This is a genomic window from Mycobacterium sp. IDUB_37 (genome assembly GCF_055419245.1).
Window position 1 is genome coordinate 77248 of record NZ_JBVAXG010000011.1, and the last position, 14965, is coordinate 92212.

At 62.3% G+C, this 14965-nt stretch carries 7 protein-coding genes and 2 pseudogenes; 3 read left to right on the top strand and 6 right to left on the bottom strand.

Annotation, left to right across the window (positions count from 1 at the left end; genetic code table 11):
- Positions 1-223 precede the first annotated feature (223 nt).
- Positions 224-979 (bottom strand): hypothetical protein, encoded by a 756-nt coding sequence (locus ACZY1I_RS27720; protein ID WP_463760102.1) that lies wholly within the window; start codon positions 977-979, stop codon positions 224-226.
- Positions 980-1346: 367 nt separating this feature from the next.
- Here ACZY1I_RS27720 and ACZY1I_RS27725 point away from each other — a divergent pair, with 367 nt between their 5' ends.
- On the top strand, positions 1347-2906 hold the full coding sequence (locus ACZY1I_RS27725; RefSeq protein ID WP_463760105.1) for a DHA2 family efflux MFS transporter permease subunit: 1560 nt from the start codon (positions 1347-1349) through the stop codon (positions 2904-2906).
- A 16-nt stretch (positions 2907-2922) separates the two neighbouring features.
- Here ACZY1I_RS27725 and ACZY1I_RS27730 read toward each other — a convergent pair whose 3' ends face one another.
- The 5 genes and pseudogenes from ACZY1I_RS27730 to ACZY1I_RS27750 all read right to left on the bottom strand — a co-directional run bounded on the left by ACZY1I_RS27730 (position 2923) and on the right by ACZY1I_RS27750 (position 10898).
- Positions 2923-4140 carry a class I SAM-dependent methyltransferase gene (locus ACZY1I_RS27730; RefSeq protein WP_463760109.1) on the bottom strand — a complete coding sequence of 406 codons (1218 nt, stop codon included), beginning with the start codon at positions 4138-4140 and terminating at the stop codon, positions 2923-2925.
- A 233-nt stretch (positions 4141-4373) separates the two neighbouring features.
- Positions 4374-6281 (bottom strand): tetratricopeptide repeat-containing glycosyltransferase, encoded by a 1908-nt coding sequence (locus ACZY1I_RS27735; protein ID WP_463760112.1) that lies wholly within the window; start codon positions 6279-6281, stop codon positions 4374-4376.
- 384 nt (positions 6282-6665) lie between these two features.
- Positions 6666-7649, bottom strand: a pseudogene (locus ACZY1I_RS27740) (PE family protein); the annotation flags it as partial.
- A 1211-nt stretch (positions 7650-8860) separates the two neighbouring features.
- Positions 8861-9535: a hypothetical protein gene (locus tag ACZY1I_RS27745; RefSeq protein WP_463760116.1), complete on the bottom strand. Its 675-nt coding sequence runs from the start codon at positions 9533-9535 to the stop codon at positions 8861-8863.
- A gap of 61 nt (positions 9536-9596) precedes the next feature.
- Positions 9597-10898, bottom strand: a complete 1302-nt coding sequence (locus ACZY1I_RS27750; protein ID WP_463760119.1) for a sulfotransferase family protein — start codon at positions 10896-10898, stop codon at positions 9597-9599.
- Positions 10899-11300: 402 nt separating this feature from the next.
- Between ACZY1I_RS27750 and ACZY1I_RS27755 the strand changes: the two genes are divergently transcribed.
- Together ACZY1I_RS27755 and ACZY1I_RS27760 are read left to right on the top strand one after the other, a co-directional pair.
- Positions 11301-13532 carry a CgeB family protein gene (locus tag ACZY1I_RS27755; protein ID WP_463760121.1) on the top strand — a complete coding sequence of 744 codons (2232 nt, stop codon included), beginning with the start codon at positions 11301-11303 and terminating at the stop codon, positions 13530-13532.
- A 133-nt stretch (positions 13533-13665) separates the two neighbouring features.
- Positions 13666-14538 (top strand): annotated as a pseudogene (locus ACZY1I_RS27760) (glycosyltransferase); the annotation flags it as partial.
- Positions 14539-14965: the final 427 nt, after the last annotated feature.

Consider the following 14965-nt stretch of genomic DNA (forward strand, 5'->3'; position numbering starts at 1 on the left):
GATCGCAAGCGCGGCCGTGACGATCGCAAGCGCGGCGAAGCCGGGCGCAGCGGGTCGTCACACTAGGCGGAGCCGGGCGCTGCGGGTCGCGACCATTAGGTAGTCGCGATCGCAAGCGCGGCCGTGACGATCGCAAGCGCGGCGAAGCCGGGCGCAGCGGGTCGTCACACTAGGCGGAGCCGGGCGTAGCGGGTCGCGACCATGGGAATCATCCCAACGCGTTTTAGCTGGCGTCCCGAACGGGTGGCAACAGGTGCAGAGTGGCCGGCCAGCGGGCCGGTGGGGGGCCGAACGCCGACTGCGCATTGCGGACAATTTTCTTGCTGACCATGCGGTTGCCGACGGCGCCGATGATCGCGCCGACACCGACCGGCATCAGCTTGCCGAACATGAGCGCGCCGCGCTTGAGGGCGAACCGCTTCATGACGTACTTGAGCATCCGCGTGTTGAACTTCGACAGGGCCGGCAGCGGCAGTGTTGCCATGCTCTCCGACACCCAGCCACCTTTGGTCCGGCCCGAACCGATGAGTTCGGAGACCGCCCCGTCGCTGTTCTCGCCGGCCAGCACCGCCAGTATCAGGGCACGACGGCGTTCCCGTTCGTCAAGCGGAATGCCGTAGACCGAAGCGAGTGCGAGCACGAACAGCGCCGTGGTCTCGAGGAATACGACGGTTTCGCCGGCCGCCGCGGACAGCGCAGCTACCGTGCCGATCCCGGGAAACGTCGCGGCCCCGCCGACGGCTGCCCCGCTGCCCGTCACGACTGCTACGTAGCGTTTCTCGATCCTGGCGACGATCTCGGCCGGAGCGGCACCCGGCGCCGCGTTGCGCAGGCGGGCCACATATGCCTCGGCGACGGGCCCTTGGACATGCGAGCTACGCTCGATGACCTGCGCCAATGCGCGTGAGGACATCTTCGGTTTGCCGGCGGCCGCGTCGGCCTGCGGCTCTTGTGTCGACTTGCTTCGTCGAAAGCTCATAGTGCCTCTCTTCGGACGGCTCCTTCCCAGGCTAGCGGCGATCGCAAGCGCGGCGCTGAGCCGGGCGCTGCGGGTCGCCGCCAGCGGGGTTAGCGGCGATCGCAAGCGCGGCGCTGAGCCGGGCGCTGCTAGTCGCCGCCATCGGGGTTAGCGGCGATCGCAAGCACGGCGCTGAGCCGGGCGCTGTGGGTCGCCGCCATCGGAGCTAGCTGCCGTCCAGCAATATGCCGCGCGGGCGGGGAAGCTTCACATACTCAACTGGGCAATCAGGTGCCTGATGTCAACGCCACGGGTGCGAACCGGGAATAATGCGGACTTGATTCCTGCGCTACTGACGCACCGTCGGTAGCCGAAACGAGGTAAGTACATGACCGCGGCGACTACTCGGGTGGACGGGCAGAGCTACTCCGGAAACCCCTGGCACGCGCTGTGGGCGATGATGGTCGGCTTCTTCATGATCATGCTCGACTCGACGATCGTCGCCGTCGCAAACCCGACCATCATGGCCAGACTGCACATCGGCTACGCCACGGTGGTGTGGATGACCAGCGCCTACCTGCTCGGTTATGCGGTGGTGCTGCTGGTCGCCGGCCGACTGGGCGATCGGTTCGGCACCAAGTACCTCTATCTGATCGGTCTGGTGGTGTTCACCGCGTCGTCGATGTGGTGCGGGCTGTCCGGCAGCGCAGCCATGCTCATCACAGCCCGGGTCGTACAGGGGTTGGGTGCCGGGCTGCTCACCCCGCAGACGTTGTCGACGATCACCCGGATCTTTCCCGCCCAACGCCGCGGCGTCGCGATGAGTGTGTGGGGTGCCACCGCAGGCGTGGCCAGCCTGGTGGGACCGCTGGCCGGCGGGGTACTGGTCGACACCTTGGGTTGGGAGTGGATCTTCTTCGTCAATATCCCAGTCGGCATCATCGGCATCGCGTTGGCGGTGTGGCTCATTCCCGTTCTGCCGACCCAATTGCACCGCTTCGACTGGGCCGGCGTCGTGTTGTCTGGGGTCGGGATCTTCTTGATCGTCTTCGGGCTGCAGGAGGGCGAGTCCGAGCACTGGCAGCCGTGGATCTGGGCTGTCATTGTCGCCGGTATCGGGTTGATGTCGGTATTCATCTATTGGCAGGCGCTCAACAGGCACGAGCCGCTGGTGCCACTCAGCATCTTTCGCGACCGGAACTTCAGCCTGTGCAACGTCGGAGTCGCGGTGATCTCGTTCACCACGACGGCGGTGATGCTGCCGTTGACGTTCTACGCCCAGTCGGTGTGCGGGTTGTCAGCGACCCGATCGGCGCTGCTGATGGCTCCCATGGCGATCGCCAGCGGACTGCTGGCGCCGGTGGTTGGCATGATCGTGGACCGGGTCCATCCGCTGCATGTGCTCGGGTTCGGCTTCTCGGTGCTGGCGATCTCGTTGACCTGGTTGTCCATGGAGCTGGATCCGAGCACCCCGATCTGGCGCCTGGTGCTTCCGTTCACCACCGCAGGCGTCGGCATGGCGTTCATCTGGTCACCGCTGGCCGCCACCGCGACCCGGAATCTGTCGCCTGACCGAGCCGGTGCGGGCTCGGGCGTCTATAACGCCACCCGGCAAGTCGCGGCGGTGCTGGGCAGCGCGGGCATGGCCGCCTTTATGACCTGGCGCATCTCCGCGGAGATGCCGCCCGGCGTCGATGCCGCCACCGGCACCGCCGGCACAGTCCAGCTACCCGCGTTCGTGCGCGAGGCGTTCTCGGCTGCTATGGCGCAGTCGGCGCTGCTTCCCGCGTTCATCGCCCTGTTCGGCATCGTCGCGTCGCTCTTCTTGATCGGCTTCGTCGGACCAGTGGGCCCCGAGCTACCGATGTACGACGACGACGGCCACGACGATGACGAGTACGTCGAGGTCAACCTGGGCCGGCCCGATATGGCCGCAGGCCACCGATAATTCGCCTCCGACTTGCCTATTCGGACGGATTTTCCTTTAGTGTCATGGCGGCGAAATCCAGCAGCCACAGCGATTCGAACAGCCTGCGGCCGAACTCTTCGAGGTCGCCTACGCCTAGCGGCTCTCCGCTCTTCGCCAACTGATGAGCAATCTGCCGAATGGTGCGGCGGCCATCTATATGCTGTAAGAAGCGAATTTGAGCGGGTGTGACGCTCGTGCGCCAATTCGGCCGAAAGATCTCTTGACTCTCAATGCCGCAGCGCATTCGCAATTGCGGGACGTAATCGAGGCACTCAGGAGTGGAGAAACTGATTTCGTAGCTCTTCTTCGGCCGGTCGGAACGGCATGCCATGAAGAAATGGGAGGCGTTCATCACGTGGAGGCGCTCAACTACGGCCCAAAGCTCAGCCTCGGGCAGCGCGCCCACCGCCTGATGCAGTGAACTCCCGGGGCTGAACCAATCATGCGAGTAGTACGGGGCCTTGATGAACCAGCCCTGAAATACCAATCCGGCTGACGTCACGAGGTCGATGCACTCATCGACGCTGTAATTGCGCTCAGGGCCATGCAGGAAGGTGTCGGCCAGGGCGGCATCGGACTGGGCGGAAACCGGCGCCACCTTGAAGTAATTGTGGACGGGGTGTTCCGTCGGTAGAGCAGTGATCACTTCTTTGACCATTTGGACAGCTGCATCGTCCTGACCAATCCCCAAGGTCTGGAAGGCTGATTGCAGCATTTCGATGCCCATTCGACCGTACTTCGAATGGAGCATCACGCCCAGAACGCCATCTCGCCGAAGGCAACCCTTGAGTGCCTTCATGCCTGCTGCTGGGTCTGCTAAGAGGTGCAGGACGTCGGTTGAGACAATGAGGTCGAAGTTGCGCTCAAGCGTTGATAGCTCCTCTATCGGAAGCCGATGCAATTCCAGGTTCGACAGCCCGTACCTGTCCTTAAGATATTTCAGATGCTCCAGCGACGGTTGACTGATATCGATCGCCACCACCTTTGCGGAACGGTTGGTATACGCGAAAACTGCAGCTTGGTTGGTACCGGATCCTGCGATCAAAATATCGAGATCGGGCTTGTAGTCGCGGTCGGGCCATAAAGTTGAGTGAGCGTGGGCTGGGTCGAACCACTCCCAATTGCTGTCGATCCATGCCTCAAGGTCTTGGATGGGTTCCGGGTACCTGTCGTAACGGCGCGAGACGGTGTCTGTGTTCGGATCCTGATTCATTGCAAAGGAAGGCCCTTTCGTCGACTCTGATCGAGGGTCCCGGATCCGTAGTCAGCTGAGTGCAGCATCGCGGGTAGGGATTACGGGTTACCGCCTCTGCCGCAAGTGAGGCGTGTCACGGTCAGCTTGACCGCATCAGCGCAGCCTATTCGCACATGGAACACCTATGTTGGGATTCGAGCTTTGCGTACGGGTATCAATGAGTTGATGAACGTCGCCTCGTATCAGTTCGGTTATTTGGGCGGTGTTTTCGGCCGACGTGCCTTCTTCGCGACCTGTGTTCGGGCTTTCTGTTGTTGCCTGGGTCGGGCTGGGGCCTTCTTCGCGACCCGTGCCCGGCCTTTGGGTTGCTGGACGGGCTGGGCTGGGGCGATGCAGAGCACCTCGTCGAGGCTGGCGGTCTGTAGTCCGACAGCGGCCGCCCGCCAACCGAGTTCGGCGATGGGATCTGGGTCGCTCCCCCCTATGCCGCCAGCCCGATCTAGGCGCGCGGTGTCGAACATCGCCGGGCCGCTGGCCATCGCATCGGCTAGCACGTAGCGGCCGGCATAGGGTGCCCGGCGCACCGCCGCATCGGACGCGCAAACGCCGGTCAGCTCGACCGCATCGGTGAAGTTGATTCCCACCTGGAGTACCTGTGGTTCGGCTTGGAGCACCGCGATCAGGCGGGTGATCAGGTTCTCCGGCGCAAAAAACCGCCAGCAATGTCCCAGGTGCAGCCAGAACCGTCCCCGGATGTGAGCGCGGAGCCGAGCGAGCTGCGTTGCGGGCGCGTCGCCTGGGCTGCAATCGACAAATCGGAGGAACCGGTAGCGCTCACGCAGCAACGCGCGGTCGGGCGCTGATAGGCCGGCATCGACTACCAGAAAGCGACCGACCCACAGTGACACATCGAGGCAGCAGGTCAGAAACGAGTTGAGCATTTGCTCGGTGCTCTCGCGGTCCGGTCCGGCGACCAGGCTGACGACCACCTGGGCCTCGTCCAGACCGGCGGCCAGGCGCTGCACCAGCGCGTCGGGATACGATGACGCCGCCTCGAGCGCTGCCGGCACGCTGACGTCGCGGTTGGCCGCGATCCGTTGTCTGTCATCGGCGGGGATGTCGGAGAGCGCCAGCAGGCGCCGACACAGCTGAAACGCCTCCGCGTGCAAGCCGAGCTGGGAGGCGCACACCGCCTGTTCGTCTATCGCGCGCCAGGCATAGACGTCTGCGCCGATAAACAAATTGTCGGTTTCGGGAAGCGGGATCTGGGCGGCGCGCTGGGCAAACATGTGACCGGGCAGGAAGCGCTGATCTTCACGGTATCGCCGAGCGATGGCATACAGCGCTTCGGCGCGGGTCGGTCGAAACTCCCAGGCCTTCAGGTAGGTGTCCTGGACAACCTGCCACGGCGAGTCGAGTTTTGCCATCGACTCCGCGAGCCGAACCTTCGAGTAATAGATCTCCTCGTCCAGGCCGCCCATCTCGACCCGCCGCTCATACCACTTGCGCGCGTTATCGAAATCGCCCAAATCGAAGTAGCTTTGGGCTAGATAGAACACCGCCCGCGCATCCTCGGGGTTGCGTTCGACCGCGGCCAACAACAGATCGCGGTCATGCGCATACGTCTGGGGATCCTGGCTGCGGGCACCGAGGCGACGAGATACGACGTAGTAGTCGCCCTTGAGCCGCCCAACGGCGCAGTCGGACTCCCATACGGCCGTCTCGTGAACGACGCCTTCATAACGCACGCGCACACCGTCGCGAAACAACTGCGGGCGCCAATAGGTGAAGGAAGCGTTCCCGAGGCGCATGCGGTAGACGTCGGCGCTCAGTTGGCTGAAGTCGGTTGTGCCCACGACGATGTCGTCGGCGTCGATGACCCAGATGTAGTCGCCGTGACCTTGGGCGAGGTTCAGCGCTTCGGTGCGGTTGTGGCCGAAATTGCGCCATGGTCGTTCGTGCAGCTCACCTGAGATACCCAGGCGGGCCATGTGTTTGGCGATTACGTCCTGGGTCCCGTCGGTGGAGCCGGTGTCGACGATCACCCACGAACTGATGTACGGCGCGACCGAATCGAGCGTCTCCGCAACGACGTCGGCCTCGTTTTTCACGATCATGTTCAGGCAGATCGCAGGGCGTGCGGTTACTCCTTTGGACACCGATCAGAGTCTACATAGCAATCGTGTTTCGGGGATCGGGTTGTATGCGAAGTTTAGGTGGCTGAGGATGATTGGTCGTGCGCACTCAGCGAACCATGCGACCTACGCCGCAGCTGAGCGATCGCTAGGACTTTTCCATCATGTGCATCTCTGAGCGCAGGCCATGTGAGGCTGTCGCCGATGGCGTTGGGTACGAACGTAATTCTGCTCTGGGCCGCAGACTCTTGTTGCGTCCACTGGTGCTGGTGAGCTGTCGCTAGCAACCAGATCTGCTTGCTGTACAGCGGGTTTCGCCAGCTGCACTATCCGACCGCATGCCGCCAAATGAAGGCGGAGGCTGATTGCACATGACACTCAAGTCACGCGGCAATTGGCGAGTAGCTACCCGGTCGCTCCGAAAGCACCCTGCGCGCCTTGTGCCCCGTTGGCCCCCTGGGCACCCAAGAATCCGCCGGGACCTCCGGCGCCGCCTCCACCGCCGGGACCGCCGGTACCCCCGGGTGCGCCGAGGCCGCCCGCACCTCCGGTGCCGCCTTGCCCGCCTTGACCGCCGTCACCGCCTGCGCCGAAGAGGAACCCGCCTCGGCCACCGGCACCACCAACACCACCGGCACTACCGGTGCCGCCCGGAACAGCAGGGATAAGAGAGTTGGCACCTGGGGCGCCCACCCCGCCGGTACCCCCATGACCCCCTTGGCCGAAGAAGAACCCGCCGGCACCACCGGCGCCACCCGCACCACCAACCATGCCAAGGGCGTTGCCTGCTCCACCGTTACCGCCGGCACCACCGCTACCGAACAACCACCCGCCGGAGCCACCGGCGCCGCCGGCACCACCGGCACCACCCAAGCCGCCGCGCCCACCGCTACCGATCAAACCTGCAGCCCCGCCAGCGCCGCCGACCGCGCCTGTCGCTGTGCTGTTACCGCCAGCGCCGCCGCTGCCGAACAACCACCCGCCGGCGCCGCCGTTCGCCCCTTGCGCCCCAGAAATTCCAGCCTCGCCGTCACCGAACAATGGACGTCCCGTGAGAGCAATGAATGCCGCATTGAACGGGTCAGTCGACGCGCCTAGCGCCTGCGCCGCCGCCGCCTCGGTGCCTTGATACGCAGCCCCGGCGCCCAACAAGGTACGCGTGAACTGCTCATGGAACGCCGCTGCCTGCGCGGCAAGTGCTTGATACTCCGCCCCGGACTGGGACATCAGGGCTGCTATTGCCGCCGACACCTCATCGGCGGCCGCCGGCAACATCCCGGTCGTCGGCAGGGCCGCCGCCGCGGTGGCGTCGGCTACCCCGGCACGGATGCTGTCGAGATTCGCAGCCACCCATTGGAAGACGGCCGGAGAGACGTACAAAGGACCGGTCATGTCGTGGTACCCCCATTTTCTCGCAATGTGCCCGAGCAGGCTCGTAATTTGCACATGTACAACTGCATCGAGACGTTACCGCAGGCCACGCGGTTATCAGTACGCTTTTCAACTGACTGGACATGATCGGATTTATAGATTGGACGCCGTCGGGTTAATTGATTGGATCGCGTCCGGTTTGACATTCACAAAATGGAGTCGGTCCGGTTAGTAAATGGACTTTGTCGGTTTAATAAAATGGACTTTGTCCGGTTTTGCGTTCCCGGGGCGTCGGCAAGGTCGCGACGTGCGCCGTTGCGTGAGCCTCGGCTGTTCGTGACACGCCGGGCGTAGTCGAGCGGCGGGCAGGCGGGCAACACGCAACGTGGGCAGTGAATGCACCCCGCCAACATCGGTTGAACGGCTCGCAGGATCCTCTGAAGGGTCACCCACTGACTGGTGCCGCCGCGACCGATCCCGAGATCCAATGTTCGACCGGCCCCGGTTGTCCGAGCGGGTGGCACTCTTGGTCGGGCAGCCAGGAATTCATCCGCCAACAGTTTGCTGACGGCTGCGGGGCAGCGGGCTGCCCCTCCACCCCCACGCCACACCGCCGCCGATGGGGCTGCCGTGTGCATAAGGCCAGCGGTTCCGACTATCAGGGTCTTGGATCGACGCCCGTTGTCCGGTCAGCTCGAGTGTGAGGGCGTCAGCCGAGTGGTTGGCCTGATGGCATCGTCCACGGTGATACATCCCTAGGTCACCAGGGTGCGTGGCAAACTTTCCAGCGCACTAGCTAACTCGCGAAGACGCGCCGCTGCTAATTGAAGGAAGGGCTCGCAACTTCCGGTTCTCGAGGACGTTGTTCGGGTTCGCCCAATCTGGCAAGCGCGGATACTTCCAACGGCTTTCGTCAGCGCCGTGCGCGGTCCAGTATTTCTCTCACTAGCCCCCGACGGTTATATGAATCTCAGTCGCCTCGTCGATCAGTCATCGCAAACTCGTCACGAGGCTCGGGCGGACATTTCGTGGATTTCCCCAGCTATTCCTTACATCCTGACCTGATTAGACGTCAATTGATGCGAAGTTCGGAAAGCTGAGGCCACCTAGGAGTGAGCGCGGCAACTTCCGTGTCCGGTTTATTGCGCGTCATTGCGCAGCCGTCGCGGCCCCGTAAGGGGCTCGCTACGAGGCCTTCGTCGATCCCACGGAAGTGTCCAGAAGTGCCATCCTCAGCGGGAGAAAATAAAAGCTTGATTTTCGAAATTCTCGTTCCACTTGCCGCACCACTTCTTGTAACGGAGCTTGAATCCTAAACGGGCGGCGGTCGACTCGAGATCATCGTCAGTGATGCCCCATTGCCAAATAGAATGCACGTCACGCCACGGCCTGTCGGCATATGGATGCTTCTGATCAAGTTTCTTGAAGAGGCCTTTGTACGGCTCTTGCTTCGGGTCTCCCGGGACGTTCCGGAAATAGTCCTTTTCGCCTAGGTCCAGCAGCCTGACTGTGGTGTCTGAACCTGTCCACTGCTGATTGTAGATTACGAAGACACGCACATTCTTTGCGTACATCTCGAGGATGGCGTCCCAATCGGGCGCCACTTGGTGCAACAACACGTCAAACAGGAATATTGCATCGACGTTGCCGACTTGGTCGACGACGGACTGATCCCCAAAATTTCCATTGATGAGGCGAAACTGTGGATAGTTCTTTGCGCGCTCGATAACAGTTGGGGTCATGTTCGTATCGACCAATGCAGCGTCCTTTACCGCATGCTTGTCCAGTGCGTGGAACGAATACCCGCCTTCAACTCCCCAAACGGCGCCAAGATCCGCGAACGACTGGACACCGAAAGATGAGAAGGCCTGATCGATGATATCAAGTTTATCTCTAACGAGGCTCATGGTGTGGACTTTATCGCCTACAACCGGTCAGTGCAATCTAGACATTGACGTGTTCTCAGTCTTAATTGACTCGTGCTGTCGCCAGTTCGTCGAGTAACCCGTCAAACGCCTCGTCGCAGATTTTCTGCAGCCGTGGTTCAAGGTCCTGTTTCCAGCGGCCGATCGACGACGTGCCGCCAGCCGATGTTCGATGCGAATTTGCATCATCGGTCATTTCACTTCCGGCTCTTGCCATTGAGTCAACAATATTCGCCGACGAGTCCAGCTCCAGCGCGTCAAGCATCTCGCGTATTTGTTTGGTAGGCGACCGTACGAGGTCTTCATAATGGACAAGCGCGGCGTATTGCGATCTGCCTTTCCACAGTTGTGTAAGTGACAATATGCTCTCGCGGACGAGGCCGACGAGTTGTTCATCGGTCCCAACCGAGTGGACACCGAAGCCTTCTGCGACCCTGTGCCGAGCATGGAACGCCATTACGGAAGCTAGGGTGTCCCTGGGTTCCCGAACGAGGAATATTTCCCGCGCCTGCGGGTAGAGCTGCCGCATTATCCAGCGGCAGTGGCCTGCCGGGACGAGCTTTTCCGCGAAAAATGCAGGCGTTGTGCTGTTTCGCGCGCCGGCGTACTCGCGGTAAAACGACTCAACGGCCGCCTGCGCCACGCGGGCGAATTCCTCGACCTGATCGGTGCCGTACCAGCGGTCAATGGTTGCTTGCTCTGCTGGTATCGGCCCGGTGGTCGGGTCGATAAAGAAATAAGGGAACGGAGGGAGCCGGTTGGAATCCATCCAGAACTCGTGCGATTGCGGCGAGTTTTCCATAGGTGTGGCAAGCACTCGTATGAAATGCATCCAATAGCTGCAGACATACGTCTCGTAGGGATATCGCTCCTCGACAATGATGTCCGGATGCTCCGCAAGCATCCTCATCAGCAACGTGCTGCCCGATCGGCCGGGACTGCTGACCATGACTGGCTGCGTAGAGGGGATGAACGCCGAGGTCAGCTGCTGCGTGCCGTGTATCTCCGCTATCGCGTCCCGGCGTCCATCCGGGGAGACGGCCGTGATGAAGATCGTGAAGGTCGGTGCGAGACCTACGGTTCCGATCGCTTTCAGGAACCCCACTTGTGAAGAACCGCCATATACGTTGGCCACATCTGGCCGTGAAATAGTTAGCTCGCAGCGCGCAAATACGCTCCCCTCGTGCATGAACTCCAGCTCGGCTACCGGCGCCTTGCTTACGACCCAGCCGGATACCTCGAATGCATACCCGTCAACCGGACCTGTGTGCGGGTAGTCGAGGTAAGCGGCGGTGACCACGTCATTGCCAGGAAACAGGGTGACCCCGGATATCTCCACCGCCATGCGGCGATCCCATCCCTTCTCGCCGAAGGCGCCGCTTCATCCACGGCGAAACGCTTGTTGACGACCCCATCGGCCGCTATCAGCACACCTTCGCCCGCGTCCCTGCCGCTGCAGCGCGATCTGCAACATCCTTCAGTGTCCAAGGATGCCTGGCATGACACCATGTCAGGAATCCTGATGTCAAGGCAAGAATCCGGCGTGCCCCACCGAATTTGAGCGTGAGGTCGGGGATGTGCCTCAACAATCCTAGGTGGTTTAGCGGGCTTTCCCGATGTGGGAAGCAAGATGACTTGCGCATTAAGTTCGTTCGACTTCGAATACCAAATCTTCGATGGCGCAAGCTGCCCGATCCTTCTGCACTAAACGCATCAAGCGCAGTTCCCCTTGCGGTACTTTGCACGCATGCATTTCGCCGTCGCGGTTGTGTCACCTCCCGACCAGCACGACATCAGTGGCGGAGCTTTCAACGAGGTTGCCGAGGCATTGCACCATGGTCTTCTCGCGCTCGGCCATGACTCGGTGCTGACCAACCGTCTCGACCTCGACGATCGCCGCACCATCGTGCTCGGCGGAAACCTCCTCGTCCAGTACGCGATGGAGCCGCCCAAAAGCCCGATCTTCTACAACCTCGAGCAACTGGGTGACGACCTGCCCTGGATGACGATGCCGGAATTCGTCGACCTTTTCCGGCGATACCCGACGTGGGATTACAGCCAAGCCAACGTCGAGTACCTCGCCGCCCTAGGATTGCGGGCCACTTACGTGCCGATCGGATACGTCCCCGAGCTGACCCGGATCGCCCCTGCCCACGAGGACATCGACGTACTGTTCTACGGCGCGCTCAATGTGCGCCGATACGCAATTCTCCGGGAGCTGCACGACCGAGGCCTTCGCGTCAAATGGTTACCCGGCGCCTACGGCAAGAGCCGCGACGCCTGGATTGCACGCTCGAAGATCGTGCTCAACCTGCACTATTGGGAAGCGAAAATCTTTGCGATCGTGCGCGTTTCGTATCTGCTCGCCAACAGGCGGGCGGTGGTCTCCGAGCACAGCGCCAATCCGACATTGGAGCATGACCTGCAGTCGGGCATCGCGCTCGCGGACTACGACGAATTGGTCGACCGCTGTGTAGAACTCGTCGGCGACGAGCGCGCGCGACGCAAGCTCGCCGAACGCGGTTACCAAACCTTCGCCGCACGCGACCAGGCCGCCATTCTGCAGCGTGCGCTGTCGGAAGGCATCGAAAGTGTCACCGACGAGACCGCTGCACGGGACGATGCTGGCCTCGACATTCGCCTCGAAGGCGAAGACCACAGCGCAGATCTGCGCGACCGTCAACTGTTCACCCGAAACCTGTTCAAGCATAAGTCTTCTCAGGAGCGCGATTGGTTGCTGGCCAAGGTCAAACGCAACCCCAGTGATGCGCGGTCGGTCTTCTTCCTCGCCGAGACATACTTCCGCATGCAGGATTTCGGCAACGCGCGTAAGTGGTTTGCGCGGCGGGTCGAGATGGGCGGCTCCGAAGAGGAGGCCTACTGGGCGATGTACCGGTTCGCGGAGTCGACGCAGCATCTCGGTACAGCATGGCCAGACTGCGAAGACGCGTACTTGCGCGCCTGGCACTTTCGGCCGACCCGCGCCGAGCCGATGTATGCCGTCGCCGCTGCTTATCAGGCCATGCAGCGCAACCGGGTCGGATACCTGATTGCCCAGCGCGCCGCCGAAATCCCATTTCCCGAACACGACCTCTTTGTCCCAGGAGAGATCGAACAGGTTTACGCCTGGCGCGCAACCGATTTGCAAGCGACTTGTGCATCCCGGATCGACATGCACGCCGAAGCGTTCACGCTGTGCCGGGGACTGCTGGCCCGCCCCAACCTTCCCGACCCCGATCGGCAACGGATTGCGGCCAACCGCGACTTTTCGGTGCCGGCCATGCTCGAGGCGGCCGCACCGTACCCCGAAGCCCTGGTGCAGTCCCTCGCCGCCAACCCCACTGATACCGAGGTCACCGTCAGTCTCATCGCCGGGCCGGACCGCCAGACCACCGAGCAGACCATCAACTCGTTCCTGAACTGCTGCCTCGATGTGTCGCGGATCGGGCGCTTCCTGGTACTCGATGCCGACCTGTCCGCCGCGGACCGCGAGAAACTCCAGCAGCGCTACGAGTTCCTCGAGTTTGTTCAACGAGGACGCGGTGGGCGGCGTGGCGTTTCCAAGGACGAGCCTGCCGCCCAGCTGCGCGCGCAAATTGGCGGACGGTTCTGGCTGCACCTAGGGGCGGGCTGGCGGTTTTTCGCCCCCGAGAACTACATCACCCGCCTGACCGCGGTACTCGACGCCGAACCACAGGTGTTTCAGGTAGGCATCAACCTCGCCGACGCGGCCAAACTCACCGGCGCCAGCGCCGCCGAGACGGCGGTGCGCCGGGCACCCGACGCCGGCCGCTACCTGCTGACCGAGGCGATGGCCAGCGGCCCGGCGATGTTTGACACCGCACGCCTGGATCAGGCCCCCGGTAGGCAGAAAAGCGACCCCGATCCACCCGCCCGACGTGGCCGACCGGCTGCCGTCGCCGGGTGGCGCACCGCCAGCCTCGACGAAGTGCTGTGCATCTCAGGTCTGGCCCCCTGATGAAAATTGCCCGAAACCGTTTCGGTCGCTTGAGAGTCTCAGTGGCCGACGACGACGTCTTATTGATACGCGCCAGCGTGAGGGAAGGGGGCTTGCAGTGACACCGAAACGGATATCAAGGAACCCACCCAAGTTGAGCGTGGTGACTACCACCCACAACCAAGAAGCCTACGTCCGTGATGCTTTCGACAGCTTTGTCGCCCAGCAGATCGACTTCCCGATGGAGATCATCGTCGCTGACGACGCGTCGACCGATGCCACGCGGGCGATCATCGAAGAGTATGCCGACCGGTACCCGCACCTGTTCCGTCCGATCTTCAGGCCCAAGAATCTGGGCCTGAACAGAAACCTGGTCGGCGCCCTGTCGAAGGCCCGCGGCACGTACATCGCACTGTGCGAGGGAGACGACTACTGGATCGATCCGCTGAAGTTAAGCAAACAGGTGGCGTTCCTCGACCGCCATCCAAAGACAGCGGTGTGCTTTCACCCCATCCGCACGATCTGGGAAGACGGCCAGGTCGAGGACGAAGACTTCCCGCCGGTCAGCTGGCGTGACGACCTGAGCCTGGATACTTTGATCCGGCGGAACTTCATCCAGACCAACTCGGTCGTGTATCGCCGGCTCCCGCACTACCGCGGTATCCCGGCTGATGTCATGCCTCTGGACCACTACCTCATGGTGCGTCATGCGTTCAGCGGCAACATAGCCATGCTGCCGGAGACGATGGCCGTCTACCGTCGCCACTCGCAAGGTATGTGGAACAACCGGGTCGTAGATCCTCTGAAGTTCTGGCTGTTGCTAGGCGGCGGGCATGTCGCGCTGTACGACGCGATGATCGACCTGGCCACGGGCGACCCCGGGCGTGAGGAAATCATCGGCGGGATGGCTGACTGGGTTTTCAGTGAGATCGCGAATGTTCCTGGCCCTGAGGGCCGCGCGGCGCTGCTGGACTCCATCGCGCAGCACCCCCGATGCGCGATGCTGGCCCTGCAGCACCGATGGGCGAACGCGCCCGATCTGTTGTTGGCCAAGATCCAATCCAATCCCGACGATGCGCGTTCGGTCTTCCAGCTAGCCAAGCGCTATTTCGATATGGGCGATTTTTCTAACGCGCGCAAGTGGTACGCGCGGCGGGTCGAGATGGGCGGCAACGACGAAGAGGTCTACTGCGCGATGTACCGGATCGCGGAGTCTATGTCGAACCTCGGTGAGCCGTGGCCAGACGTTGAGGACGCCTGCCTGCGCGCGTGGCAGATCAGACCGACCCGCGCCGAGCCGCTGTACTCCATCGCCCGCCGATACCGCCTGGATCAGCGCTACAAGTTCGCATACCTGTTCGCCGAGCGCGCCGCCAAAATACCGCTCCCCGAAGGCGACAGATTGCTTGTCGAGGCGGACATCTACGCTTGGCGCGCAATCGATGAGCAGGCGG

What these genes read in the sequence shown, in the direction of transcription:
- ACZY1I_RS27720 (WP_463760102.1), bottom strand. Translation starts at nt 979, where the DNA reads ATGAGCTTTCGACGAAGCAAGTCGACACAAGAGCCGCAGGCCGACGCG.
- ACZY1I_RS27725 (WP_463760105.1), top strand. Translation starts at nt 1,347, where the DNA reads ATGACCGCGGCGACTACTCGGGTGGACGGGCAGAGCTACTCCGGAAAC.
- ACZY1I_RS27730 (WP_463760109.1), bottom strand. Translation starts at nt 4,140, where the DNA reads ATGAATCAGGATCCGAACACAGACACCGTCTCGCGCCGTTACGACAGG.
- ACZY1I_RS27745 (WP_463760116.1), bottom strand. Translation starts at nt 9,535, where the DNA reads ATGAGCCTCGTTAGAGATAAACTTGATATCATCGATCAGGCCTTCTCA.
- ACZY1I_RS27750 (WP_463760119.1), bottom strand. Translation starts at nt 10,898, where the DNA reads ATGGCGGTGGAGATATCCGGGGTCACCCTGTTTCCTGGCAATGACGTG.
- ACZY1I_RS27755 (WP_463760121.1), top strand. Translation starts at nt 11,301, where the DNA reads ATGCATTTCGCCGTCGCGGTTGTGTCACCTCCCGACCAGCACGACATC.